The 23,977-nt window shown below is 75.8% G+C and carries 20 protein-coding genes; 8 read left to right on the forward strand and 12 right to left on the reverse strand.

What is annotated here, in order from left to right:
• Positions 1-9: 9 nt before the first annotated feature.
• Entirely contained in the window at positions 10-855 is an 846-nt protein-coding gene (locus ABD990_RS05295) for an LLM class F420-dependent oxidoreductase (RefSeq protein WP_345378725.1), read from the reverse strand.
• A 120-nt stretch (positions 856-975) separates the two neighbouring features.
• On the opposite strand from ABD990_RS05295, the gene ABD990_RS05300 reads away from it, so the two are divergent.
• Positions 976-2,535: an FAD-dependent oxidoreductase gene (locus ABD990_RS05300; protein WP_345378727.1), complete on the forward strand. Its 1,560-nt coding sequence runs from the start codon at positions 976-978 to the stop codon at positions 2,533-2,535.
• Positions 2,532-4,196, forward strand: coding sequence for a bifunctional 3'-5' exonuclease/DNA polymerase (locus ABD990_RS05305; RefSeq protein ID WP_345378728.1), 1,665 nt, complete (start codon positions 2,532-2,534; stop codon positions 4,194-4,196). Before ABD990_RS05300 ends, ABD990_RS05305 begins: the two co-directional genes overlap by 4 nt.
• Here the strand turns inward: ABD990_RS05305 and ABD990_RS05310 are convergent.
• The 5 genes from ABD990_RS05310 to ABD990_RS05335 form a co-directional block, all read right to left on the reverse strand.
• The gene (locus ABD990_RS05310; RefSeq protein WP_345378730.1) at positions 4,181-4,693 is read right to left on the reverse strand and encodes a pyridoxamine 5'-phosphate oxidase family protein; all 513 of its coding nucleotides are present in this window, start codon (positions 4,691-4,693) and stop codon (positions 4,181-4,183) included. The genes ABD990_RS05305 and ABD990_RS05310 overlap by 16 nt on opposite strands.
• A gap of 41 nt (positions 4,694-4,734) precedes the next feature.
• Positions 4,735-5,628 carry an SGNH/GDSL hydrolase family protein gene (locus ABD990_RS05315; RefSeq protein WP_345378731.1) on the reverse strand — a complete coding sequence of 298 codons (894 nt, stop codon included), beginning with the start codon at positions 5,626-5,628 and terminating at the stop codon, positions 4,735-4,737.
• Positions 5,629-5,712: 84 nt separating this feature from the next.
• The gene (gene speD / locus ABD990_RS05320) at positions 5,713-6,957 is read right to left on the reverse strand and encodes an adenosylmethionine decarboxylase (RefSeq protein WP_425569446.1); all 1,245 of its coding nucleotides are present in this window, start codon (positions 6,955-6,957) and stop codon (positions 5,713-5,715) included.
• Between the two features lie 11 nt (positions 6,958-6,968).
• A complete protein-coding gene (locus ABD990_RS05330; protein WP_345378732.1) occupies positions 6,969-8,090 on the reverse strand; it encodes a type III PLP-dependent enzyme in 1,122 nt (373 codons plus the stop codon).
• Between the two features lie 69 nt (positions 8,091-8,159).
• Positions 8,160-10,709 (reverse strand): PEP/pyruvate-binding domain-containing protein, encoded by a 2,550-nt coding sequence (locus ABD990_RS05335; RefSeq protein ID WP_345378733.1) that lies wholly within the window; start codon positions 10,707-10,709, stop codon positions 8,160-8,162.
• A gap of 141 nt (positions 10,710-10,850) precedes the next feature.
• On the opposite strand from ABD990_RS05335, the gene ABD990_RS05340 reads away from it, so the two are divergent.
• Positions 10,851-11,336 carry a pyridoxamine 5'-phosphate oxidase family protein gene (locus ABD990_RS05340; RefSeq protein ID WP_345378734.1) on the forward strand — a complete coding sequence of 162 codons (486 nt, stop codon included), beginning with the start codon at positions 10,851-10,853 and terminating at the stop codon, positions 11,334-11,336.
• Between the two features lie 79 nt (positions 11,337-11,415).
• On the opposite strand, the gene ABD990_RS05345 is transcribed toward ABD990_RS05340, so the two are convergent.
• Both ABD990_RS05345 and ABD990_RS05350 read right to left on the reverse strand, forming a co-directional pair.
• Positions 11,416-12,450, reverse strand: coding sequence for an acyl-CoA dehydrogenase family protein (locus ABD990_RS05345; protein WP_345378735.1), 1,035 nt, complete (start codon positions 12,448-12,450; stop codon positions 11,416-11,418).
• Positions 12,450-13,631, reverse strand: coding sequence for an acyl-CoA dehydrogenase family protein (locus ABD990_RS05350; protein ID WP_345378736.1), 1,182 nt, complete (start codon positions 13,629-13,631; stop codon positions 12,450-12,452). Before ABD990_RS05350 ends, ABD990_RS05345 begins: the two co-directional genes overlap by 1 nt.
• Positions 13,632-13,696: 65 nt before the next feature.
• Here ABD990_RS05350 and ABD990_RS05355 point away from each other — a divergent pair, with 65 nt between their 5' ends.
• Positions 13,697-15,169: an NAD-dependent succinate-semialdehyde dehydrogenase gene (locus ABD990_RS05355; protein ID WP_345378737.1), complete on the forward strand. Its 1,473-nt coding sequence runs from the start codon at positions 13,697-13,699 to the stop codon at positions 15,167-15,169.
• A gap of 52 nt (positions 15,170-15,221) precedes the next feature.
• Here the strand turns inward: ABD990_RS05355 and ABD990_RS05360 are convergent, their stop codons facing one another.
• Positions 15,222-16,553, reverse strand: coding sequence for a lipopolysaccharide biosynthesis protein (locus ABD990_RS05360; protein WP_345378739.1), 1,332 nt, complete (start codon positions 16,551-16,553; stop codon positions 15,222-15,224).
• Between the two features lie 668 nt (positions 16,554-17,221).
• On the opposite strand from ABD990_RS05360, the gene ABD990_RS05365 reads away from it, so the two are divergent.
• The 4 genes from ABD990_RS05365 (at position 17,222) to ABD990_RS05380 (ending at position 21,688) form a co-directional block, all read left to right on the forward strand.
• On the forward strand, positions 17,222-18,373 hold the full coding sequence (locus tag ABD990_RS05365; protein WP_345378741.1) for a Gfo/Idh/MocA family protein: 1,152 nt from the start codon (positions 17,222-17,224) through the stop codon (positions 18,371-18,373).
• Complete coding sequence (locus tag ABD990_RS05370; protein ID WP_345378742.1) at positions 18,370-19,374, forward strand: SDR family NAD(P)-dependent oxidoreductase; 1,005 nt, start codon at positions 18,370-18,372, stop codon at positions 19,372-19,374. Before ABD990_RS05365 ends, ABD990_RS05370 begins: the two co-directional genes overlap by 4 nt.
• Before the next feature lie 8 nt (positions 19,375-19,382).
• The gene (locus ABD990_RS05375) at positions 19,383-20,501 is read left to right on the forward strand and encodes a DegT/DnrJ/EryC1/StrS family aminotransferase (protein WP_345378743.1); all 1,119 of its coding nucleotides are present in this window, start codon (positions 19,383-19,385) and stop codon (positions 20,499-20,501) included.
• A gap of 62 nt (positions 20,502-20,563) precedes the next feature.
• Entirely contained in the window at positions 20,564-21,688 is a 1,125-nt protein-coding gene (locus tag ABD990_RS05380; protein WP_345378744.1) for a DegT/DnrJ/EryC1/StrS family aminotransferase, read from the forward strand.
• Positions 21,689-21,839: 151 nt separating this feature from the next.
• Here the strand turns inward: ABD990_RS05380 and ABD990_RS05385 are convergent, their stop codons facing one another.
• The 3 genes from ABD990_RS05385 to ABD990_RS05395 all read right to left on the reverse strand — a co-directional run bounded on the left by ABD990_RS05385 (position 21,840) and on the right by ABD990_RS05395 (position 23,891).
• The gene (locus ABD990_RS05385; RefSeq protein ID WP_345378745.1) at positions 21,840-22,691 is read right to left on the reverse strand and encodes a polysaccharide deacetylase family protein; all 852 of its coding nucleotides are present in this window, start codon (positions 22,689-22,691) and stop codon (positions 21,840-21,842) included.
• A gap of 7 nt (positions 22,692-22,698) precedes the next feature.
• Complete coding sequence (locus ABD990_RS05390) at positions 22,699-23,124, reverse strand: hypothetical protein (protein ID WP_345378746.1); 426 nt, start codon at positions 23,122-23,124, stop codon at positions 22,699-22,701.
• Between the two features lie 191 nt (positions 23,125-23,315).
• On the reverse strand, positions 23,316-23,891 hold the full coding sequence (locus tag ABD990_RS05395) for an acyltransferase (RefSeq protein WP_345378748.1): 576 nt from the start codon (positions 23,889-23,891) through the stop codon (positions 23,316-23,318).
• Positions 23,892-23,977: the final 86 nt, after the last annotated feature.

Below are 23,977 nucleotides of genomic sequence, written 5' to 3' on the forward strand. Positions count from 1 at the left end.
GAAAGGGGCTCAGGCCAGGCCGAGCTCCGCGGCCAGCGCGCGCAGCGCGGTGCGGTACTCCTCGTCCGGCGAGCCGGAGGCGCTGAGGATCTGCGCGGCGACGTGGTCGGCCCCGGCCTCCAGGTGCGCGTCCAGCCCGGCGCGGACGGCGGCGGCGTCGCCGTGCAGGACCAGCGCGTCGATCGTGCGGTCGCTCGCGGTGTCGAGGTCCTCCTCGGTGAAGCCGGTGCGCAGCAGGTTGCGCCGGTAGTTCGACAGCCGCAGGTAGGGGTCGCGGACCTTCGGCCGGCCGACGCGCCGGGCGTACTCCGGGTCCGTGGAGACGACGACCTTGTGCTCGGGCGCGAGCAGCGGGCCCGCGCCGAGGATCTCGCGGGCCTCGGCGGTGTGCCGCGGCGTGGTCAGGTAGGGAGCGGCACCCGCCGTGCGCTCCCCCGCGACCCGCAGCACCTTCGGGCCCAGGGCGGCCAGGGCGCGGCCCGCGACCGGCACGCCGGCGGCGTCGAGGTCGTCGAGGTAGCCGACGATCGTGTCGTAGGGAGAGCGGTACTCCTTGACGGCCTCGGGGTGCCCGATGCCGACGCCCAGCAGGAACCGTCCCGGGTGGGCCTTCTCGATGCGGTGGTAGGACTCCGCGACCTCGGGCGCGGGCGCCTGCCAGATGTTGACGATGCCGGTGGCGACCGCGATCCGCCGCGTCGCCGCCAGTACCTGCTCGGGCAGCGCCAGGTCGGCGGGCGGGGAGCCGCCGATCCAGATCGCGCCGAAGCCGGCCGCCTCGATCTCCGCGCCGAGCTCCGGGGTGAGCTGGTCGCGGCGCAGCCAGATCCCGTAGCGGCCCAGGTCCACCGACATGCGTGCCTCCTCGCGTCGTCCGTCGGGGTGGTCGTCCCCCCGCACGGGCAACCCGCCGCCGTGCGCGGCGCATTCCTGTCGGGCCCCCTCCGTAGGCTTCCGCACGTGAATGCTCGGGCCGTGAGTCGCACCCTCCCGTGGCGGCGCCGTCCGCAGGTCCTCGTCCCCGCCCGGCCCGAGCTGCCCCGGCGGGCGCCGGCGGGCACACGCGCGGTCGTCGTGGGCGGCGGGATCGCGGGCGTGAGCGCGGCGGTCGTGCTCGCCGAGCGCGGGGTGGCCGTCACGCTCCTCGAGGCGGCGCCCACGCTGGGCGGGCGGCTCGGGGCCTGGCCGCACACCCTGCCGGACGGGTCGGAGCAGGTCGTCGAGCACGGGTTCCACGCGTTCTTCCGGCACTACGACACCTGGCGGTCGATCCTGCGGCGGATCGACCCGGAGCTCGGCTTCCTGCGCCCGGTCGAGGGCTATCCGGTGATCTCCCGCCGCTGGCCGGCCGAGGACCTGGGGAACCTGCCGGCGGCACCGCCGCTGAACCTCCTCGCGCTGTTCGCCCGCTCCCCCAGCCTGCGGCTGCGCGAGATCGCGGGGGCGGACGCCGGCCTCGGGTTCGCCCTGCTCGCGCACGACCCGGCGGACACCGTCGCGCGGTTCGACGACCTGAGCGCCGGGGAGTTCCTCGCGCGGCTCGGGGTGTCGGAGCGGGCCCGGCAGATGCTGTTCGAGGCGTTCGCGCGGTCCTTCTTCTGCGACCAGGCGGGGCTGTCCGCCGCCGAGCTGGTGGCGATGTTCCACTACTACTTCCTGGGCAATCCGGCGGGCATCGGCTTCGACGCGCCGGCCGAGGACCACCTCACCGCGATCTGGGCGCCGCTCGCCGCCCACCTGCGCGGCCTCGGCGCCGAGATCCGCACGGGGGTCCGGGTCGGCGCGCTGGAGCGGGTCGGACCGGCCTGGCGGGTGCACGGCGAAGGCGGTGCCCTGGAGGCCGAGCACGTGGTGCTCGCGCTGGACCCCGGGGCCCTGCGGGCGCTGCTCGCGGCGTCGCCGGTCGCCCCGGACCTCGCGCGGCGGGCGGCGGCACTGGCGGTCGCGCCGTCCTTCGCCGTCACGCGGCTGTGGCTGGACCGGGACGTCCGGCCGGAGCGGTCCGTGTTCAGCGCCGTCTCGGGCGAGCCGACGCTGGACTCCGTCACCGTGTACTCGCGGCTGGAGGGCGAGTCGGCGCGCTGGGCCGCGCGCACCGGCGGGTCCGTCGTGGAGCTGCACTCCTACGCCTGCCGGGCACCGGACGTGGCCGCCGCGACCTCCCGGATGCGGGCCGAGCTGGCGGCGTTGTGGCCGGAGACCGCCGCGGCCAGGGTCCTCCACCTGCAGGAACGCCTCGAAGCGACGGCACCGGCCTTCCCGCCCGGCACCGCGGGCACCCGGCCGGGCGTGCTGACCGACGCACCCGGGGTGCGGGTGGCCGGGGACTTCGTCGAGTGCCCGTACCCCTCCGGGCTGATGGAGCGCGCGGCGATGACCGGCGTGCTCGCCGCGAACGACGTCCTCGCCGCGGTCGGCGCCGCGCCCGAGGAGATCCGGGGCATTGCCGGGCGGGGTCTGCTGGCCGGGCTGCCCGTGCACCGGCTCGGCGCCCTCGGTCGCGCCGCGTCCCGACCGGACCCGGCGCTGCGGTGAGCGCACCCGCGGGTGGCGTGGCGACGCACGCCGCTGCGGCCGTGCGGGCGGCGCGGCTCGCGGTGCACGTCGACGACGAGCGCGGGCTGGCGCTGGTCCACGCGCTCGACGCGGCCGGTGAGCCCGTCGACGCCGTGCGGGCCGTGCCGGTGGCCGGTCTGGACCTCGGTGGCGCGCGGGCCGTGTGGCGCAACGCCCGCACCTACCGCGCCCTGCTCGCCGCGGGCGTGCGGGCCGAGCGGGCGCACGACGTCGAGCTGGTCGAGGGCCTGCTGGTGGGCGCCGACGGCGCGTCCGGGGCCCCGCACGGACTGGCCGCCGCGGCCGCCCGGCTGGCCGGCGAGCCCGTCCCGCCCGACGAGCAGCCCGAGGACGCCGCGGACGAGCCACCCGCCCTGTTCCGCCGCGCCGAGCCCGATCCGGCCGGGACCCTCGCCTCCGTCGTCGCGGTGCACGCGGCGCAGCAGCGCCGGCTCGCCGACGATGCGCGGCTGCGCACGCTCGCGGCCGCGGAGTCGGCGGGCGGGATCGTCGCGGAGGAGATGCGGGCCGAGGGCCTGCCGTGGCGCGCCGACGTGCACGACGCCCTGCTCACCGAGGCGCTCGGGCCCCGCCCGGCGGGACACGGCCGGCCGCCGCGGCTCGCCGCGCTCGCCGCCGAGGTCGACGCGGCCTTCGGGCGACCGGTCAACCCGGACTCCCCCGCCGAGCTGCTGCGGGCCTTCGCCCGCGCCGGGTTCGAGGTGCCGAGCACCCGCTCGTGGGTGCTCCGCCGGGTCGACCATCCGGCCGTCGCCCCGCTGCTGGCCTACAAGGACCTCGCCCGGCTGCACGCCGCGCACGGCTGGAACTGGCTGCGGACCTGGGTGCACGAGGGGCGGTTCCGGCCGGAGTACGTCGTCGGCGGGGTGGTGTCGGGGCGCTGGGCCACCCGCGGCGGCGGGGCGCTGCAGATCCCCCGGGCCGTGCGGGCGGCGGTCCGCGCGGACGAGGGGTGCCGGCTCGTCGTCGCCGACGCGGCCCAGCTCGAGCCGCGGATCCTCGCCGCGATCGCGGGCGACGCCGCCCTGGCCCGGGCCGGTGGCACGGAGCGGGACTCCGACCTGTACGCCGGCCTCGCCGCCGAGCTCTTCGGCCCGGCGGTGCCGGACGGACGGGGCAAGGCCAAGCTCGCGGTGCTCTCGACGATCTACGGCCAGACCTCGGGCGACGCCGGCGCCCACCTCGCCCTGCTCCGCCGCCGGTTCCCGGCCGCGGTGGCCGTGGTGGAGGACGCCGCCCGGGCAGGCGAGGAGGGCCGCCTGGTCCGGTCCTGGCTGGGCCGCACCTGCCCGCCCGCCCGGCCGGGGGACGAGGTGCCCGCGCGGGCCCGGGCGCGCGGCCGGTTCACCCGCAACTTCGTCGTCCAGGCCACCGCCGCCGAGTGGGCGTCGGTGCTGCTCGCGGAGCTGCGGGCCGCGCTGCACCGGGCCGGCAACCCGTGCCGGCTGGTCTTCTTCCAGCACGACGAGGTGCTGCTGCACGGGCCGGCCGCCGCCGCGCCGGAGGCCGCCGAGCTGGTCCAGGCCGCCGCCGACACCGCCACCCGCACCCTCTTCGGCGGGACACCGGTCCGCGTCCCGATGCCCGCCCGCGTGGTGGAGTCCTACGCCGAGAAGTGAGGCGCCGGGCCGCCGCGGCCGTCGCCGGCGATCCTGCGCGAGTCGTGGGTCTGGGGGAAGGACACGGGCTCCACCCGGATCAGCACCCGGCGCGGGCTGTCGAGCAGGCGCAGCATCCGGTCGGGGTCGCGGGGCTGGAGGCGGCGCGCGAGGAGCGGCAGCACGGCGTCGAGCGTCGCCCGGTCGCGGTGCACGGTCGCCCGCCCCCGGATCCGCACCATCCGCCGCCCGGACAGGTCCGTGCCGAGGTTGCTGATCACCAGCCCGACCCGCGGGTCCCGCTCGGCGGCGGTGACGTGCGCCCGCCCGGTCACCGCGGTCAACCAGAACACGCCGTCGTGGAACAGGTGGCTCATGGTGACCCCGGCCGGCCAGCCGTCGTCGTCGGTGAACAGGAAGGTGCACTCGCGCGCCGCCTCGACCAGCTCCGCCCGGTCGGCCGCGGCCAGCCGGGCCTGGTCCATGCCCTCGAGGTCCCGCTCGCCGACGCGCGTCACGGATCGAGGGTAGGGCGCCGGACGGCCGTTTGGTAGAGCCCTCAGGCGACCGCCGGCACCGGCGCCCCGAGCGCGGCCAGCACCGCCGCGCCCATCGCCTCCATGCCCTGCGCGTTGGGGTGCACCGGGGCCGCCGGCGAGGTCGGCAGCAGGCCCTCGATCCACTTCACGCCGGGCAGTTGGCACATGTCGTGCCCGATCGTCGGGGTGTAGGTGTCGACGTAGGTCGCGCCGGCCGCACCGGCCTGCGTGGCGAGCATCGCGTTCAGGTCCTTCTCGATCCCGCGCAGCCAGGCGACGTCGCCCGGGCTGAACGGCACCACCGGGAAGCAACCGGGGCCCTCGTCGGGCAGCAGCGCCGGGTACCCGACGACGGCGACCCGCGCGCCCGGCGACCGGGTGCCGATCTCGCCGAGCGCCGCCGCGATCTTCGGCGCGGTGCCGGCGATGCGCCGGTTCAGCTGGTCGCCGTAGAAGCCCCGGCAGGCCGCCCCCAGCGGCTGCTGCGGCGACCGCAGCGCGCACTCCTGGATGATCTCACCGAACCCGATGTCGTTGCCGCCGATCGTGAACGTGACGAGGTCCTCGGCACCGGTCAGCGCGTCGAACTGGGCGGGGTTCTCCCCGAGCGTGACCTTCTGGGGCGCCGTGAAGTCCGCCGTGGTCGCACCGCTGCAGCTCACGTCGACGAAGTCCGTGGCCCCGACACCGGCGGCCACCACGGACGGGAAGTTGGACCCCGAGCGCAGGCACCCCGCCGGCCGGCCGCTCTGCGGCGGGACGAGGGGCCCGGCGCTGTAGGAGTCCCCGAGGGCGACGTAGCGGCCGGCCTGCTCGGTGTCGTCGGCCAGCGCGGTCCCCGCCGTGCCGACCAGCGCGACCACCGCGGCGACGACCGCGAACAGGGAGCGGCACACGGTCGGGACACGGCGCACGGGCGGCCTCCGGGGGACGGGCGGGGCGGACGGCACCCGCCGGGGAGGCGGGCGGACGGCGCCGGGCCCGGCACCACGGGGACACTAACGAGATGATCGCGCGGCGGGACCGTCTTCCATCCGGGTGAGTGAACGCCGCAGGCGCAGCGGGGGGACGAGTGCGGCGCGCAGCGACGCGGCGTCGAGTGTGCGGGGCTCGTACCCCAGGCCGTCGAGACGCGCGGCGGCCAGCTCGGCCGGGTCCCCGGGCGGTGCGTCGGGCAGCCCGCACAGGAAGGCCCATTCGTGCTCGGGGCTGCCGACGTACGCGACGTGCGGGAACACCGCGCCGAACCGCCGCCACGCGGCGCGCAGGGTGGCGTCGCGCCACAGCGCCGGGCTCCCCGCCTGGCTCACGACGACGCCGCCGGGCCGCAGCCGGGCCGCGCAGCGGGTGAGGAAGTCCCCGGTGTAGAGCCGGTTGAGCTGGGCACCGGGCTCGTCCGGGCGTTCGTCGGGCAGGTCGACGACGATCACGTCCCAGGTGCCGTCCGTGGTGTCGACGAACGCCAGGCCGTCGTCGTAGTGCATCCGGACCGGCCCCTCGTGCGCCTCGGCGGCGGCGAGCGCGGCCGGCGTGTACCCGTAGGGCAGCTGCTCGGCGCACAGCCGCACGCACTCCCGGTCGAGGTCGACGTGGTCGACGGTCGCCGCGCCGCAGGCCACGGCCAGCTCGCTCACCACGCCCTCGCTGGACCCGATCACCAGCACCCGCTCCCGGCGCCCGGCGAGCAGCGCGGCCGGCACGAACAGCGCCTCGTGGTAGGTCAGCTGGGTGTGCTCGGCGCTCTGCCGCTCGCCGTCGCAGAACAGCGTGACGCCGTGCGCGGTGTCCGCGACCAGCACCTCCTGCAGCGCGGTCGCGGTCCGCACGCGCACCGCGTCGAGCTGCCAGCGGCGGGTCAGGCCCGGGGAGACCGGCTCGTCGACCCGGCCCGCGCCGCCCCGGTCCACGATCTCGATCGCGACGTCCCCGGCGCCGAGGGTGAGCGCGAGCCGGCGCACCGCGTAGAGCGGGTCCGCGCTGTCGCCGCAGGTGAACGCGTCGACGAAGGCCGACCCGAGCTCGGGCCACGTGTGGATCGTCGCGTGCGACTCGGCCAGCACCGCGACGACCGTGACCCCCTGCGGCGCGAAGCGCTCGGCGACGACCTGCCGCACGTCGGCGCCCGCGGCGAGCAACGCGGTGCGCAGGGCGTGCCGCAGGCCCTCGGCGTCGTCGAGCAGGGCCGGGTCGATGCCGCGCAGCTCGCCGAGGACGTGCCTGCCGACGGGATGGGACGTCTGCACGGTCCAGGACCCTAGGTGAGCGTGGGCGCCAGGACGTGCACGGGCAGCGGGCCGAATCCGTTGAACCCGACCGAGGCGTAGCTCGCGGTGTAGGCGCCGGCGTGCAGGAGGTCGACGGCGTCGCCCGCGGCGAGGTCCAGGGGCAGGGCGTAGGGCCGGCGGCGGTAGAGGACGTCGTCGCCGTCGCAGGTCGGCCCGGCCAGCACGACCGGGCCGGGCGAGCCCGTGCGACCCGGCGCCCGCACCGGGTAGTCGATCGCCTCCCCCTCGGCCTCCGCGAGTCCCTGGTAGCGGCCGGCGTCGAGGTAGACCCAGCGGCGGTGGTCGATCCCGGGGCGGCGGGACACCCGCAGGGCGGTCGTCCGCAGCACCCCCGCCTCCGCGACGAGGGCGCGGCCCGGTTCGAGGACCAGCCGGACACCGTCGACGTCACCGGCCGTGATCGCGGCGGCGACGGCCTCGTGGATCGCGTCGGCGTAGTCCGCCAGCGGGGGGACGGCGGCGCGGTAGCGCACGGGCAGTCCGCCGCCGACGTCGAGCACCGGGTCCGCGATCCCCGCCGCACGCGCCACGCGGAGCGCGACCCGCACGCCCTCGGCGAAGGCGGCCGGCCTGAGCTGCTGCGACCCGGCGTGGAAGGTGATCCCGCCCGCGCCGGACGCGAGCCGGGCGGCCTCGGCCGGGGTGGCGCCGAACTTGCCCAGGAAGGGGGTCGCGGACCCGTCGTCGGCCACCAGGACGCGGACGAGCACCTCGACGCCGGCCGGCAGCGTGGCCCGGTCCTCGGCGCTGTCCGTGACGAACCGGCGGACGCCCTGCGCGGCGGCCGCGGCGGCCGCGCCCGGGCCGCGGACGGGGTTGCCGTGGCAGAGCCTGGCCGGGTCGGCCCCGGCGGCGAGGCACAGCGCGATCTCCTGCGCCCCGGCCACGTCGAACCCGCTCCCGAGCGTGGCGAGGGTGCGGAGCACCTCCGGCTCGGGGCAGGCCTTCACCGCGTAGAGGATCTCCGCACCCGGGAACGCCGCCGCCAGCTCGGCGTACCGCCGCGCCACCAGTCCCACGTCGAGGACCAGGTACGGGGTGTCACGCGGCTCGGCGAGGAAGGCCTCCAGCGCGGGGGTGGGCGCATGCACGACCCGATCCTCCCCGACGCCCCCGGACCCCTCGTGAACGGCGATCACCGCGACAGCGACCATCGCCACTCACGGGGTGGGCAGCACCCGCCCCGAGGTCCCGTCGACGACCACGTGCTGCCCGGTCGCGATCCGTGCCACCGCGCCCGGCACCCCGACCACGGCCGGGATGCCGTACTCGCGGGCCACCACGGCCCCGTGCGAGTTCGCCCCGCCCATCTCCATCACCAGCCCGGCGGCGGTGAGGAACAGCGGCGTCCAGCCGGGGTCGGTGGAGGGGCAGACGAGGATCTCCCCCGGTCCGAGCCGGGCCTCGGCGGGGTCGAGTACCACCCGCGCGGGTCCCTCGGCCCGGCCGGCCGACGCCGGTGTGCCGCGCAGCTCCCCCGGCATCGCCGGCGGCGCCGCGGGGTCCGGCAGGGCCTCCGGCTCGGTGCCGTCGGACAGCAGGATCCGCGGGACGTGCCGGCGCCTCCGCTCGCGGTCGTAGGCCGCGCGCCGGGTGGCGACCAGCGCCCGCAGGTCGGCTCCCGCGAGCCCGGCGCGGCAGTCGTCGACGGTGAGGTGGACGACGTCCGCGGCTGCCGCGATCCGGCCGGAGGCGGCGAGTGCCTCCCCGACGGCCAGGAGATCGGCACGGGCCGCGTCGAGCACCGTGACCAGGGTGAACTTCGGCAGCTCGCGCAGGCCCGCGAGCGCCCGCGCCCGGCGCAGCAGCAGCCGCACCGCCCGCCCGCGCAGGCCGACGGCCCGGGCGGCGAGCGCCTCGGCCGTCCGTTCGGCCTCCGCCACCGCGGCCGCGAAGATCCGGTCCGGCGTGCGCTCCGGGTCGGCGCGCAGGTACCCCGCCAGGACCCCGAGCAGGTACGACGGGTCCTCGCGCCACCGCGGGACGCCGAGGTCGATCTCCGCGACGGCGCGGTGCCCGTAGCGCCCGAGGAACTCCCGCAGCCCGTCGGCCAGGACCGCCGGTGCGGTGCAGGCCTCGAGCGCGCCCCGCGCCGCGTCGACCGGACCACCGACCAGCGCGCGCGAGGGCGGGTCGGCGGCGATCCGTCCGGCCAGCACCCACAGCGCGAGGTCCATCTCGGTGGTGACGTTGTGCGGCAGCCCGCGCAGGACCGTCGACAGTTCACCGGGCCGGGCCCGGCCGCGCAGCAGCGCCGCCGCCAGGCCGAAGGCCACGAACCCGGCCGCGGCCACCGGGAAGGCCCGCCCGGCCACGGCCGGCATCTCGTGTGCGAGCGTCGTCTCCAGCCGGTCGAGGCGGGCCCGCGGCGGCAGCGGACCGCGGGCGTCGAGCCGGTCGCGCAGGTCGCGGACCGCCGCGTCGACCGCCCGGCGCGCCCGGTCCGGCGCCACCAACGCACCCACCAGCCGCGGCGGCACCCGGAAGCGGCGGAACACCCGGACCAGCGCGCGGGCGAGGCGGACGCGCCGCCCCGGTAGCACCGCGAAGGCCGGGTCCGCGAGGACCCGCCGCAGGACGGCGGCGGAGCGGGCCTCCATGACGTCGAACAGCCGTGGGACGACGATCCGCCCCACCGGGTGCCGCAGCGCCCCGGTCACGTCCACCAGCAGCCGCCCCCCGGCCACCGTCAGCACCGGCGCGCCCGCGCTGACCTCCGGCACCGCGATCCCGAACAGCCGGGCGACCGAGCCGGTCAGGACCCGGAAGGCGCCCTGCCCGGCGGTCGTCAGCGGGCCCAGCACCCCCTGCGCGACGTTGACGTTGAGGTAGATCCGCAGGCCCGGCGCCCGCGGCTCGGGCAGCGGGTAGAGCGTGGTGACCGGCCGTGCCTGCACCAGCCATACCCGGTCCGCGCCGTCGACCGCCCACTCGAGGTCCTGCGGGCCCCCGTGGTGCTCGGCGACCCGCCGGCCGAGCGCGGCGAGCTCCCGGGCCCGGTCGTCGGACAGGCAGGGACCCACGCCGCCGGCCCGCCGCTCCACGACCCGGCCCGCGGCGTCCAGCACCAGGTGCTCGGGATCGACCGAGCCCGAGACCACGGCCTCCCCGAGCCCCGGCGCCGCGTCGATCACGGTCTCGGCACGCCGGCCGGTGACCGGGTTCGCGGTGAACAGCACGCCCGCACTCACCGCCGGCACCATCCGCTGCACGACGACGGCGAGGGCGACCGTGTGGTCGTCGATCCCGTTCGCCGCGCGGTAGGCCACGGCGCGGTCGGTCCAGAGCGAGGCCCAGCAGCGGCGGACGGCGTCGAGCACCGCGTCGGGGCCCTCGACGTCGAGGTAGGTGTCCTGCTGACCGGCGAAGCTGGCGTCGGGCAGATCCTCGGCGGTCGCCGAGGACCGCACCGCGACCGGACCGTCGGCCAGCGCCCGGATCGCGGCGGCCAGGCCGGCCGGGACCGGGGCCGAGCGGACGGCCTCACGCAGCGCGGCCGGTGCGGCGCCCTCCGCGAGCAGGGGCCGGACGACCGGGTCGGCCACTCCCCGGTACGCCGCGGTGGTCACGCAGCTGCCCGGCGGGACCGGGAAGCCCGCGCGGAGCAGCGCGCCGAGCGAGGCGGCCTTCCCGCCGACGAGCCCGGGATCGGCGGCCAGGGCGAGATCGAGGATCCGGGGGCCCTCCGTGAGCGGCAGCGTGTGCGTCATCGCGCCTCCTCGTGCGTGGGAGGAGCGTAGCCCCGCGGGAGCGGGTTTTCAACGATCGTTGAATAGGATGGTTCCCGGGCCGGGGACGCGCCGCGCCGGCCCCTACCGACTCCGAACTACCGCTCGGTAATGTCCGCGACCATGACCGCACCCAAGACCCAGCGCCGGGGCCGGGCCATCGCGATGACCGACGAGGAGCGCGACGCCTACCTCGCCGCGGAGCGCACCTGCCGGGTGGCCACCAACGGCACGAACGGTCCGCACGCCACCCCGCTCTGGTTCCACTGGGACGGCACGGCGCTGTGGCTGACCTCGCTCGTGCGCGCGCAGCGCTGGGCGGACCTGGAGAAGGACCCGCGGATCGCCGCGGTCGTGGACTCCGGGGAGGACTACGACCAGCTGCGCGGGGTCGAGCTGCGCGGCCGCGTCGAGCCGGTGGGCGAGATCCCGCGCACCGGGGAGGCGAACCCCGAGCTGGAGCGGGTCGAGCAGGCCTTCGCCGACAAGTACACCAGCGGCCACGTCGTGATCGACGGCCGGCACGCCTGGCTGCGCCTGGTCCCCGAGAAGATCAGCAGCTGGGACTTCCGCAAGCTGCCGGGCGCGCGGCAGCGGCCCGGGGCCTGACCCGCCGCCCCTTGCCCCGGCCGGCACCCCCACGACCCCTCGGTGGGGGTGCCGGCCGGTTCCACGAGGCCAGGAGCGGCTAAGGGGTCCCGGTCAGCAGCGGCCAGAGACCGTCCGCGCCGACCTCCAGCGCGCGGGCGCCCACCCGGTCGTTCCAGTAGGCCTCGGAGCCGTCCTCGTCCCGCCACGCCCAGAGCCGGGTGGTGACCAGCCGCAGGTCGTGCTCGCGGGTGAAGCCGATAGCCCCGTGCACCTGGTGGGTGATCCGCGCGACCTGACCGGCCGCCTCGCCGGCGCGGGCCTTCGCCGCGGCGATCGCGAGCGACGCCTCGGCGAACCCGTGCCTGTCGACCTCGCGCGCGGCGGCCTCGGTCGCCGCGGCCGCGGCGGCCACCTCCGCCCCGGCGAGCGCCAGGGACTGCTGGATGGCCTGCAGCTTCGCGATCGGCCGGCCGAACTGCACGCGCTCGGTGGCGTACCGCACCGCCATGGCCAGCGCCCCGCGCGCGGCACCGGCCAGCAGGAGCGCCCGGCCGAGCGCGGCGCGCAGCGGGAACTCCACCAGGGCGACCGACGGGACGTCGGCCACGTGCCGCACGGTCAGCTCGTTGAGCACCAGGTCGTCCCGGGGCTCCTCGGCGAGGTTCGCCCCCTCCGTCTCCACCACCGTCCCGGTGGTGTCGACCAGCAGCACCTGCTCCCCCGCCAGGACCGCGACCGCCGAGACGGCACGGCCCCACGGCACCCGCCGCAAGGTGCCGCTCACGGTGACCCCGGCCCCACCGGCCGCGGGCTGGATCGTCAGGTGCCCCGCGACCGTCGCCGACAACGGCCCGGTCGGCACCTCCAGCCCGGCCGCGTGCAGCAGCCACGCGGCCAGCAGGTCGGTCTCGACCAGCGGCACCCGGGCGGCGAACTGCCCGGCCGCGGACAGCACCGCGGCCGCGTCGGACACCGTGCCGCCGCTGCCCCCGGCCTCCTCGGGCAGGGTCAGCCGGGCCAGCCCGGTCTGCTCCACGGTCTCCCACAACCCGGCGTCGAACGCGTCGGTGGAGTTGTCCCAAGCGTCGCCGAAGACCGACTCCGCCATCTCCCGCAGCTCGTTGTCCGCCATCAGCGCAGCCCCAATCCGCGGGCGACGATCCCGCGCAGGATCTCGTTCGTCCCGCCCCGCAGCGTGAAGCCCGGGGCGTGCAGCACCGCGTCGGCCAGCAGCCGGGCGTAGCCGCCCTGCCGGGCGCCGCGGTCCGGCGGGATCGACACCAGCAGCCGGGCCGCGTCGATCACCTCGTTCTCGAAGCGGGTACCCAGGTCCTTCACCACGGCCGCGGCCAGCTCCGGCGCCTGGCCCGCGTCGAGCGCACCGGCGATGGCCAGTGACATCCGCCGCAGCGTCCAGTACCGGGAGACCAGCCCGCCCAGGTCCCGGCGCCGCCCGGCGTCGAGGTCCTGCGCGGAGATCTCGCCCAGCAGCGCCACCAGCAGCGGGAAGGTCGACAGGTAGCGTTCCGGGCCGGAGCGCTCGAAGGCCAGCTCCGAGGTCACCTGGTGCCAGCCCTGCCCGATCTCGCCGAGCACCATGGAGTCGGGGATGAAAACCTGGTCGAACACCACCTCGTTGAAGTGGTGCGCGCCGGTGAGCAGCGGGATCGGCCGGATCGTCACGCCCGGCGCCTTCAGGTCCACGATCAGCTGCGACAGCCCGGCGTGCCGGTTGCCGTCCTCCTTCGGCGAGGTCCGCACCAGCGCGAAGAAGGCGTGCGCGTGGTGCGCCCCGGAGGTCCAGACCTTCGTGCCGGTGAGCTCCCAGCCGCCGTCGACCCGGTCCGCCTTCGACCGCACGGACGCGAGGTCCGAGCCCGAGTCCGGCTCCGACATGCCGATGCCGAAGTACACCTCGCCGGCCGCGATACCGGGCAGGAACTTCTGCCGCTGCTCCTCGGTGCCGAAGCGCATCAGCGAGGGTCCGATCTGCCGGTCGGCGACCCAGTGCGCCGCGACCGGCGCACCCGCCGCGAGCAGCTCCTCCGTCACCACGTACCGGTCGAGGGCGCCGCGGCCGTGGCCGCCGTACTCGGTCGGGATCGTCATCCCCAGCCAGCCGCGCCGGGCCAGCTCCTTGGTGAACCGCTCGTCCCACCCCGAGAGCCAGGTGTCCGCCCGCGGACGCCAGGCCCCGGCGGCGCGCTCCTCGGCGAGGAACGCGCGCACCTCGGCCCGCAGCGCCGCGACGCGCTCCGGCAGCTCCACCGGCGGGGGCACGAGATCCGGCAGTGTCGCCATCGTGTCCGTCACGGATCCTTCCTAGCCCACGAATGGAGCGCGTGCATCAGGGTGTGGCGGATGGGAACATTCGGGGCATGACGAACCCCGATCTCGAACGGAAGGTCCTCGAGGCCGTCCCCACGGGTCTGCTCATCGGCGGCGAGTGGCGGCAGGCGGCGTCGGGGGCGACGACGAAGGTCGAGGACCCGTCGACGGGCGAGGTCCTGGCCGAGGTCGCCGACGCGGGTCCGGAGGACGGCATGGCGGCCCTCGCCGCCGCCCACGACGCGCAGGCCGGCTTCGCCGCGATGGCGCCGCGCGAGCGCGGGGAGATCCTGCGCCGCGCCTACGAGGCCATGATCGCGCGGGCGGACGATCTCGCCCTGCTGATGACCCTGGAGATGGGCAAGCCGCTGGCCGAGTCGCGCGGCGAGGTCACCTACGCCGCCGAGTTCTTCCGCTGGTTCGCCGAGGAGGCCGTGCGGATCGACGGCGGGTACGCCACCGCCCCCGCCGGCGGCAGCCGCTTCCTCGTGATGAAGCAGCCGGTCGGCCCGTGCGTGTTCATCACGCCCTGGAACTTCCCGCTCGCCATGGGCACCCGCAAGATCGGCCCGGCGATCGCCGCAGGCTGCACGGTCGTGATCAAGCCCGCGCAGCAGACCCCGCTGTCCATGCTGGCCCTGGGCCAGCTCCTGCTCGACGCCGGTCTGCCGGCGGGCGTGCTCAACGTGATCACCGCGACGGACGCGGCGGGCGTCATGGAGCCGATCATCACGGACGGCCGGGCGCGCAAGCTCTCCTTCACCGGCTCGACCGGAGTGGGCAAGATCCTGCTGCGGCAGTGCGCCGACAAGGTCCTGCGCACCTCGATGGAGCTGGGTGGGAACGCCTCCTTCCTCGTGTTCGACGACGCCGACCTCGACAAGGCCGTCGAGGGCGCGATGCTGGCCAAGATGCGGAACATGGGCGAGGCGTGCACCGCCGCCAACCGCTTCTACGTCCAGCGCGGGGTCGCGGAGGAGTTCGCCGCGAAGCTCGCCGAGCGGATGGGCGCGCTCAAGGTCGGGCGCGGCACCGAGGAGGGCGTGCAGGTCGGCCCGCTGGTCGACGCGAAGGGCCGGGCGAAGGTCGTCGACCTCGTCGGCGACGCGGTGAGCAACGGTGCGCAGGTCACGGTCGGCGGGAAGGCCGCGGACGGGCCGGGCTACTTCTACCCGCCGACCGTGCTGGTCGACGTGCCGAAGGAGTCCCGGCTCAACCACGAGGAGATCTTCGGCCCGGTCGCGCCGATCTCGGTGTTCGACACCGAGTCCGAGGCCCTCGCCGCGGCCAACGCCACGGAGTTCGGGCTGGTCAACTACGTGTTCACGGAGAACCTGAACCGGGCGCTGCGGGTCTCGGAGAAGCTCGAGAGCGGCATGGTCGGGCTCAACACCGGGCTGGTGTCCAACCCGGCCGCGCCGTTCGGCGGGATCAAGGAGTCCGGCCTGGGCCGCGAGGGCGGCACGGTCGGGATCGAGGAGTTCCTCGAGATCAAGTACGTCGCCATCGGCGGCCTGGGCTGAGCGGGACCCGACCGGGGGCGCGTGGCGGGGTCCGCCACGCGCCCCCGTCGTCTCAGGCGGGCGCCGGGGTGCGGCGGCGCAGGCGCGGCCACACGACCACCGCGACCGCGCACACCAGCTGCGAGATCGCGTAGCCCGCGGCCACCGGCATCAGCTGCTCGACCGGGTGCGCGCCGGACGCGTCGGCCGGTCCGATCGGGATGAACAGCACCACCGCGATCACGAACGCGGTGCTGAGCAGCTGCAGCCGCGCGAACCCGACGCCGTCGTGCCGGGCCTGCCGCACGCCCAGCTCGTGCGAGATCACCAGGCGGGCGACCATGCCGAGCAGCAGCACGCGGAGCACGTCGGCGGCCTCGGCGTAGCCCGGCCCGAAGAACTCGAGCGCGAACCGGGCCAGCAGCACGCCGACCAGGATCATCGGCAGGAAGATCACGTACAGCCGCTTGCGCGAGGCCCGGATGTGCGACCGCGCGTTCTCCGGGTCCCGGGCCAGCTGGGCCGACAGCGACTGCATGAACCGCTGCGCGGCGATGTCGATGACCATCACCGCCTGCCAGGCGATGAAGAACGCCGCACCGGTCGTCGGGCCGAAACGCTGGGTGACGATCACGGTGACCTGGTTGAACAGCAGCACCGTCCCCCAGTGGGCCAGGGTCGTGGGGCCGAGGAAGCTCACGGCCTCCCGGCGCGTCGGCAGCCACTCGCGGTCCGAGAGCTGCGCGAACTTGCGGGTGTAGATCCCGCCGACCACGGTGCTGCCGAGCGTCCACAGCGCGATCGGCACCACCCAGGACAGCACGACACCGAGCGGGCCGAGGCTCGCGCCCAGCGCCACCAGCATGCCGATCCGGGCGACGGCGAAGGCGATGTTGCGCCACGACGCCCACCAGGTCTTCCCGACGGCGATGAGGCTGAAGTCGTGCACGCCCCACAGGCCCCAGCCGATCCCGGCGAGCACGAACAGCAGGCCGCCGACCCAGACCGGCAGCGAGTCACCGGCCCCGGTGGTCGCCATGAGTGGTTCGAGCAGGACGTACGCCAGCCCGACCAGCGCGCACGACGGGATGATCACCAGGTGGCTGCGCCAGAAGAGGGTCGCCGCCTTGCGGCCCGCCTTCGGCATCCACAGCATCATCGCGGAGTCGAGGTTCAGCTGCGCCACGCCCGCGACCAGCAGGAACGCCGACACGAACGCCGAGGCGTAGCCGACCGCCTCCTGCGGCATGATCCGCGCCGCGATCAGCCAGCTGACGAAGCCGGCCAGCGACCCGACGGCGCCGCTGATGGAGAGCGACAGGCCGTCGGAGAGCGCCCGCTTGCCGGAGCCGCCGTCGGACGACCCGAGGTCCTTCGCCGTCCCGGCCGGGGGCTCGGGGGGCATCGGGCCGTCGGAGGCCCCCTCGGGAGGGGCCTCGTGCCGCACGGCGACCCCGCCGGGAGCGAGCTCGACGGTCGGCGGGTCGTGCGCGCGGGGCGGACTGTCGAACCAGCCGACGGGCCCGCGGCCGGCGCCGCCGGTCCCGGGCGCCGCGGGACCCGTCGCGGTTCCCCCGGGGCGGTCCGCCGCCGTACCGCCCGAGGGGAACCGCCGGTCGCCGGCGGAACCGGGGACGGCGTCGTCGAACAGGGGTGCCGGTCGCCGATCGGGGTCGGGAACCGGGGAGTGCCTCACACCGGGAGGCGGGTCGGGCTCCTCGCGCCGGTGCGCGGAGTCAGCGGATACGGGAGTGCTGGCCTCGGAGTCCGGTCGGGTCACTGCGCCTCGGCAGCGACGGGAGCGGACGACGGGACAGCTCCCACCACGGGGGGCAGATGGGGAAGCGTGGCCGTCAACATGGACGCCGAGTCTACCGACGGGTCACCTGCGGCCCCGTGCGGCCGACGGACGGGCGGCGCGCCGGCGGGACCATCCGGACGCCCCGGACGCGGCGCCCGGACGCGCGCGTGCCGGGCGTTCCCGGCCTCCCCCGACGCGCCGAGGATCACCCGATGGGGTCCTTGTATGGTCCGGACCCGAGATCGCCGGCACACGCGGGGGGAACGGGACGCATGGGGGACGGGTACACAGTGGAGAGCAACGGTCCGATCGGGATAGCCGTGGTCGGCGGCGGGTACTGGGGTCCCAACCTCGTCCGCAACGCCCAGCAGACCCCGGGCCTGCACCTCGAGTACCTGTGCGACCTGAACGCCGACCGCGCCCGTCAGGTGCTGGGCAACTACTCGACCGTGCGGGTCTCCACCTCGCTCGACGAGGTGCTGGCCGATCCCGCGGTGTCCGCGGTGGCGATCGCCACCCCGGCCGCCACCCACTTCGACGTGGCCATGCGCTCGCTCGAGGCCGGCAAGCACGTGCTCATCGAGAAGCCGCTGGCCCCCACCTACGAGGAGGGCCGGCAGCTGGTCGAGGCCGCCGAGCGGCTCGGGCGCGTGCTCATGGTCGACCACACCTTCTGCTACACCTCCGAGGTCCGGCACATCCGCGAGGTCGTGCGCAGCGGCCGGCTCGGTGATCTGCAGTACATCGACTCCGTGCGGATCAACCTCGGCATCGTGCAGCCCGATGTGGACGTCCTGTGGGACCTGGCCCCGCACGATCTGTCCATCTTCGACGCGATCCTGCCGGACGAGGTGTTCCCGGTCTCGGTCGCCGCGCACGGCTCCGACCCGGTCGGCGCCGGACACGCCTGTGTGGCGCACCTGACGTTGCGGCTGTCCAACGGCGCCCTCGCCCACGTGCACGTCAACTGGCTCTCCCCCACCAAGATCCGCACCTTCGTGGTGGGCGGGTCGAACCGGACCGTGGTCTGGGACGACCTCAACCCCACCCAGCGGCTCTCCGAGCACGACCGCGGCGTCGACCGGATCTCCTCCGAGCTGGAGGACGCGGACGTCCGCGGCCGCCGGCTCGTCTCGTACCGCACCGGCGACACGGTCGCCCCGGCCCTGGCCAACCTGGAGGCCCTGCGGTCGGTCATGGTCGAGTTCGCGGCGGCCATCGCCGAGAACCGGCGCCCGCTCACGGACGGCTTCGCGGGCCTGCGGGTGCTCGCGATCCTCGAGGCCGCCTCCGAGAGCCTCGCGAAGGACGGCCAGTCCGTGCCGATCCGCGCGATCCAGGAGACCCCGCGCACCACCGCCGGGGTGATCGAGGACGTTCCGACCACGATGGCCCAGCGCGGCCGCGGAGAGGTGACGGTGTGACCGAGTCCCAGCAGGCGGCCCAGCCGGTCGAGGGCCAGAAGATCCTGGTCACCGGTGGTGCCGGCACGATCGGCTCGACCCTCGTCGACCAGCTCGTCGAGGCCGGCGCGGCCGAGGTCGTCGTGCTCGACAACCTCGTGCGCGGGCGGCGGGAGAACATCGCCGCGGCGCAGGAGGCGGCGGGCGACCGGCTGACCCTCGTCGAGGGCGACATCAACGACCGCGGGCTCGTCGGCGAGCTGACGGCCGGCAAGGACCTGGTCTTCCACCTCGCGGCGCTGCGCATCACGCAGTGCGCCGAGCAGCCGCGGACCGCGCTGGAGAGCCTGGTCGACGGCACCTTCACGATCATCGAGGCCGCCGTCGAGCACGGGGTGAAGAAGGTCGTGGCGAGTTCGTCGGCGTCCGTCTATGGGCTGGCCGAGGAGTTCCCGACGACCGAGCGGCACCACCCGTACAACAACGACACCTTCTACGGCGCCGCCAAGGCGTTCAACGAGGGCATGCTGCGCAGCTTCCACTCCATGAACGGCCTGGACTACGTCGCGCTGCGGTACTTCAACGTCTACGGCCCGCGGATGGACGCCTACGGCGTCTACACCGAGGTGCTGATCCGCTGGATGGAGCGGATCGCCCGGGGCGACCGCCCGCTGATCTTCGGCGACGGCAGGCAGACGATGGACTTCGTCCACGTCCACGACATCGCCCGGGCCAACGTGCTCGCCGCGCAGGCCCCGGTGACCGACGCGGTCTACAACATCGCCACCGCCCAGGAGGTCAGCCTGGCCGAGCTGGCCGAGGCGCTGCTCAAGGCCATGGACTCCGACCTCACCCCGGAGTTCGGCCCGGCCCGCCAGGTCAACGGCGTGACCCGCCGCCTGGCCGACATCTCCGCCGCCGCCCTGGACCTGGGCTGGAAGCCGACCATCGGCATGGACGAGGGCCTGCGGGGCCTGGTCCGGTGGTGGAGCGAGGAGACCGGCACGAAGGTCGGCGCATGATCCCGGTGATGAAGCCCCTCCTCGGCGAGGAGGAGGCGGAGGCCGTCGCGGCCGTCGTCCGGTCCGGCTGGGTGGCCCAGGGTCCCCGGGTCGCCGAGTTCGAGAAGGCGTTCGCCGCCCACGTCGGGGCCGCCCACGCCGTCGCGACCTCGAACTGCACCACGGCGCTGCACCTGTCGCTGTACGTGCTCGGGGTGGGTCCGGGCGACGAGGTCGTGTGCCCGTCGTTCTCCTTCGTCGCGACCGCCAACGCGATCCGCTACTGCGGTGCCACACCGGTGTTCGCGGACGTCGAGCCGGAGACCGGCAACGTCACCGCCGAGACCGTCGCGGCGGTGCTGACCCCGCGGACCAAGGCCGTGCTCGCCGTCCACCAGGGCGGCCAGCCCGCGGACGTCCGGGCGATCACCGCGGTCTGCGGCGAGGTCCCGGTGGTCGAGGACGCCGCCTGCGCCGCCGGTGCCACCCTGCACGGCAGCCCGGTCGGCACCGGCGCGCTGCTCGCGGCGTGGTCCTTCCACCCGCGCAAGCTCCTCACCACCGGTGAGGGCGGCATGGTCACCACGGACGATGCCGAGTGGGCCGCCCGGATCCGCCGGCTGCGCGAGCACGGGATGACCGTCTCCGCCGCCGACCGGCACGCCGCCGGCACGAAGGTCGTCCTCGAGGGCTACGACGAGACGGCCTTCAACTACCGGATGACGGACATGCAGGCCGCGATGGGCCTGGTCCAGCTCGGCCGGCTCCCCGGGATCGTCGCGCAGCGCCGGGCGATCGCCGAGCGCTACCGCGAGCTGCTCGCCCCGCTCGGGCTGCGCGCGGTCGGCGACCCGCCGCACGGCACGTCGAACTACCAGTCCTTCTGGGTGGAGCTGCCCGAGGGCGCGGACCAGGTCGCCGTGCTGGGTGCGCTCGCCGAGGCCGGCGTCTCCGCCCGCCGCGGGATCATGGCCGCCCACCTGGAGCCCGCCTACGCCGGGCACCCGCACGGCCCGTTGCCCGTCACCGAGCACCTCACGCGCCGCACCGTGATCCTCCCGGTGCACCACGAGATCGGGGAGACCGAGCAGCGCGCCGTCGTCGACGCGCTGGCCGGGGCCCTCGGCCTCGCCACCACCGGCGCCTGACGAGCCGCCCCGGTTCGCCGGACCCGCCTCCCCAGCCCGCTCCCCGAGTCCCAAGGAGCCGCATGGCCGCCCCCACCACCCCGGTCGCCCCCGCCCCGATCCCTCTGGTCGACCTGGCCGCCCAGCACGCGGAGGTGGCCGCCAAGGTCGCCGAGGGCTGGGACGAGGTCCTGTCCCGCACCGCCTTCGTCGGCGGACCGGCCGTCTCCGAGTTCGAGGCGGCCTACGCCGCGTACTCCGGGGTCGAGCACGTCGTCGGCGTCGCGAACGGCACGGACGCCCTCGAGCTCGCCCTGCGCGCGCTCGGCGTCGGGCCCGGCGACGAGTGCATCGTGCCCGCCAACACGTTCATCGCCACCGCCGAGGCGGTCGCCCGCGCGGGCGCCGAGGTCGTGCTCGTCGACTGCGAGCCCGGCACGGCGCTGATCGACGTCGACGCGGCGCTCGCCGCGGTCACCGACCGGACCCGCGCGGTGCTGCCGGTGCACCTGTACGGCCAGGTCGCGGACGTCGCGCGGCTGCAGGCCGGGCTGCCGGACCACGTCGCGATCTGCGAGGACGCGGCGCAGTCCCAGGGCGCGCGGCGCGACGGGCTGCAGGCCGGCGCGATCGGCGACATCGCCGGCACCAGCTTCTACCCGGGCAAGAACCTGGGCGCCTACGGCGACGCGGGCGCGGTGCTCACCCGCTCCGCGGAGCTGGCCGAGCGGGTCCGGCTGCTCGGCGCGCACGGTTCGCCGCGCAAGTACGAGCACACCGTGGTCGGTGTGAACAGCCGGCTCGACGCGCTGCAGGCCGTCGTGCTCTCGGCCAAGCTGGCGCGCCTGGACGCGTGGAACGAGGCCCGGCGCGCCGCCGCCGCCCGGTACGACGCCCTGCTCGCCGACCTGCCCGGCATCACCGTCCCGACGGTCACCCCCGGCAACGAACCGGTGTGGCACCTCTACGTGATCGAGGTCGACCGCCGCGACGAGGTCCTGGCCCACCTCAACGCCCACGGCGTCGGCGCGGGCATCCACTACCCCACACCGGTGCACCTCACGGGCGCCTTCTCCGGCCTCGGCAAGACCGGCGACTTCCCCGTGGCGGAGGCCCTGACCGAGCGGATCCTCTCGCTCCCGCTCTACCCGCAGATCACCGAGGAGCAGCAGCAACGCGTGGTGGACGTCCTCCGCACCGCCCTGTAACCCCCCCACGGCCGAACGGCGCTCTCGCTCATACCTGGTGAGCGAGCGCGCCGTTCGCCTACTCCAGGGGTGCGGGAACGACCGCCACCGCCGCGATGCACGAACGGCGCTCTCGCTCACACCTAGTGAGCGAGAGCGCCGTTCGCCGTTCTCAGCGGGGGCCGAGGAACCACTCCTCCCAGTTGTCGAAGGCGCCGGTCAGGGCGGCGCGGAAGATCAGCGGCCGGTCGATCTGCGTGATGAAGGTGCGCGGGACCGTGCTCTCGGGGCGCGTGTCGACGGCCTGCGCGTACACCGTGCGGTAGACCCGGCGCGCGATCGCGCCGGCCTCTGGGGTCCAGTTCGCCGACTGTCCGAAGGGGATGGCGAACTCGTCGATCTCGTGGCCGAGCATCCTCTCCAGCCGCGTCCGGGACTCGACGAGCTCGCGCTCGGCCGAGGCGGCGTCGAGCCGGCCGAAGTCGGGGTGCGACGCCGAGTGGCTGGCCAGCGTCACCCCTGCCGTCTCGAGCCGGCCCAGCCCGGCCCAGTCCAGGACGTGCGCGTACCCCGCGTCGTGCCCGCCGTCGGCCCACCCGCTGACCACGAACATCGTCGACGGGACGCCGTGGTGGCGCAGCACCGGCACGGCGTTGTCGAGCACGCTCGTGGCGCCGTCGTCGAAGGTGATCGCGAGCTGCTTGCGCTCGGGGGCGGCCAGGACCTCGGCCGGGGTGGCGAAGGTCCAGCCGTCGTCGGCGGCGATCTGCAGGTGCCGCTCGAAGTCGGCGGGCCGCACGTCGTTGACGCCCCAGGACTCGGTGCCGATCGAGTGGTAGGCGAGGATCCGGCCGACGGCCGCGCCGCGCGGGCGGGTCAGGCCGGTGCGGGTGCGCAGCGCCTCGTCGAGGGCCAGGCCCCACCGCTCCGCCCGCATCCGGCCGGCCACGGCGCAGCGGTAGGCGGCCTGGGCCGCGGGGAGCTCGCCGAGCGTGCTGCGCAGGGAGGACACCGCGGACGACACGGCCGCGTCAGCCCTTCCGGCCGACGCCGCTGAGGATCACGCCGGCGAGCAGCGCGGGCACCGTCCACTCGACGGCGTGGATGGTCGTTTCGGGGACCTCCCTGGACCCCATGACGGCGGTGCCCGCCACCGCGCCCACGGCGGCGGTCGTCAGGCCCAGGCCGACGAGGTCGGCGCGGCTGCGGCGTCGGGCCAGCAGCCCGACGCTGCCCAGCAGGTGCGCGGCCACGGCGGCCCGGAAGATCGGCGTCCAGCGCGCCCAGCCGGCCGTGACCACGCGCTCGCGCTCCAGCGGTCCGCCCGCGGCGTCGGCGGCGGCGTTGAGGCCGGACGCCCCCATCAGGGAGCCGCCGAACCAGGCGGCCGCGCCGACGTCGCGCAGGGCACGCAGGGCCGTCGTCGCGGGGGTGGGGGTCTGGGCGGCACGGGCCATGTCTGCTCCTCGGTCCGGTGTGGTCGGGCACGGGACGCCCGGCTCGCCCCCGCTGCGCGGTGAACACCGTGCGGCACGGTCACCGCAGCGGGGCGGGGGCGGCGACGTCCCGTGGCGGGGGCGGCCGGCCGGCCGGACGCCGGCGGGTCCCCGGTGGACTCTCCCGTGGCCGGACTCTAGCGACGGCCCCGTCAGGCCCTGACGCGCAGTCCCTCGCCGGCCCGCTCGTGCGCGGTGCCGCACTCCGGGCACACCAGGTCCGCGCCGAGGCGCTCGCCGCACACGCAGACCCAGCCCTTGACCCGCGCGGGGTTGCCGGCGACGAAGGCGTGGGCGGGCACCGAGCGGGTCACGACGGCGCCCGCCGCGGCGAAGGCGTGCTCGCCGATCTCGGTGCCGCAGACCACGACCGCGCCGGCGCCCAGCGTCGCGCCGCGACGGACGACGGTCGACAGCAGCGCCTCCGGCCCGCGCTTGATCGCCGCGCGGGGCCGCAGATCGTTGGTGAACAGCACGTTGGGTCCGAGGAAGACATCGTCCTCGCAGGTGACGCCCGAGAAGACGAGGGTGCCGTTCTTGACGGTCACGTTGTCGCCGAGCACCGCACCGTCCTCGACGAAGGCGCCGTCGCAGATGTTGCAGTCCCGGCCGACCCGGGCCCCGGGCAGCACGTGCGCGAAGGCCCACACCCGGGTGCCGTCGCCGACCTCCGTGCTCTCGCACAGCCCCTGCGGGTGCACCCGCACACCCGTCGTGGTCCCCGTCATGCGCGCTCCCGCCGTCCGTCCGGTCCGTGCGGCGCGACGATAGCCGCGGCCCGCGACGGTCCCGCGGCCCGGCCGGAGCCCGCCGT

This window comes from Pseudonocardia yuanmonensis, from assembly GCF_039542425.1.
In the GTDB taxonomy this organism is placed as follows: Bacteria; Actinomycetota; Actinomycetes; order Mycobacteriales; family Pseudonocardiaceae; genus Pseudonocardia; species Pseudonocardia yuanmonensis.

Bases quoted from the DNA above. Each gene is read 5' to 3' on its own strand.
- ABD990_RS05295 (WP_345378725.1), bottom strand. From the start codon at position 855: ATGTCGGTGGACCTGGGCCGCTACGGGATCTGGCTGCGCCGCGACCAG.
- ABD990_RS05335 (WP_345378733.1), bottom strand. From the start codon at position 10,709: ATGACGCACACGCTGCCGCTCACGGAGGGCCCCCGGATCCTCGATCTC.
- ABD990_RS05340 (WP_345378734.1), top strand. From the start codon at position 10,851: ATGACCGCACCCAAGACCCAGCGCCGGGGCCGGGCCATCGCGATGACC.
- ABD990_RS05345 (WP_345378735.1), bottom strand. From the start codon at position 12,450: ATGGCGGACAACGAGCTGCGGGAGATGGCGGAGTCGGTCTTCGGCGAC.
- ABD990_RS05355 (WP_345378737.1), top strand. From the start codon at position 13,697: ATGACGAACCCCGATCTCGAACGGAAGGTCCTCGAGGCCGTCCCCACG.
- ABD990_RS05360 (WP_345378739.1), bottom strand. From the start codon at position 16,553: ATGCCCCCCGAGCCCCCGGCCGGGACGGCGAAGGACCTCGGGTCGTCC.
- ABD990_RS05365 (WP_345378741.1), top strand. From the start codon at position 17,222: ATGGGGGACGGGTACACAGTGGAGAGCAACGGTCCGATCGGGATAGCC.
- ABD990_RS05375 (WP_345378743.1), top strand. From the start codon at position 19,383: ATGAAGCCCCTCCTCGGCGAGGAGGAGGCGGAGGCCGTCGCGGCCGTC.
- ABD990_RS05380 (WP_345378744.1), top strand. From the start codon at position 20,564: ATGGCCGCCCCCACCACCCCGGTCGCCCCCGCCCCGATCCCTCTGGTC.
- ABD990_RS05390 (WP_345378746.1), bottom strand. From the start codon at position 23,124: ATGGCCCGTGCCGCCCAGACCCCCACCCCCGCGACGACGGCCCTGCGT.
- ABD990_RS05395 (WP_345378748.1), bottom strand. From the start codon at position 23,891: ATGACGGGGACCACGACGGGTGTGCGGGTGCACCCGCAGGGGCTGTGC.